The sequence below is a fragment of the Xenorhabdus bovienii genome, assembly GCF_024721015.1.
GTDB classification, from domain to species: domain Bacteria; phylum Pseudomonadota; class Gammaproteobacteria; order Enterobacterales; family Enterobacteriaceae; genus Xenorhabdus; species Xenorhabdus bovienii.
In genome coordinates this window covers 1-234 of record NZ_JANAIF010000488.1, presented here as the reverse complement: position 1 = coordinate 234, position 234 = coordinate 1, and the positions used below count along the sequence as shown (strand labels likewise).

At 55.1% G+C, this 234-nt stretch carries 1 protein-coding gene; it reads left to right on the top strand.

Annotated features, from left to right (window positions below; translation table 11 throughout):
* The coding region (locus tag NXS07_RS21475) for a replication endonuclease (protein ID WP_258087703.1) at positions 1–234 on the top strand (234 nt) is incomplete at both ends.

Genomic DNA, 234 nt, shown 5'->3' with positions numbered 1-234 from the left:
GATGGGTAAAGACAAAATCGCGGTACTGAATAGCAACTGGGCTGATGAAGCCTACACGCCGAAAGACGGCCAGCGTTATCTGGTGCGGGTCTGGGCAAAAATTCGCACCGCCTTTAAGGATGCGGGTCTTAATGTTTATGGTGTCCGTGTGGTTGAGCCTCACCATGACGGGACGCCCCACTGGCATCTCCTGCTGTTTACCGATAAGGCCAGCCGTGCGGAAGCGGTCGACAT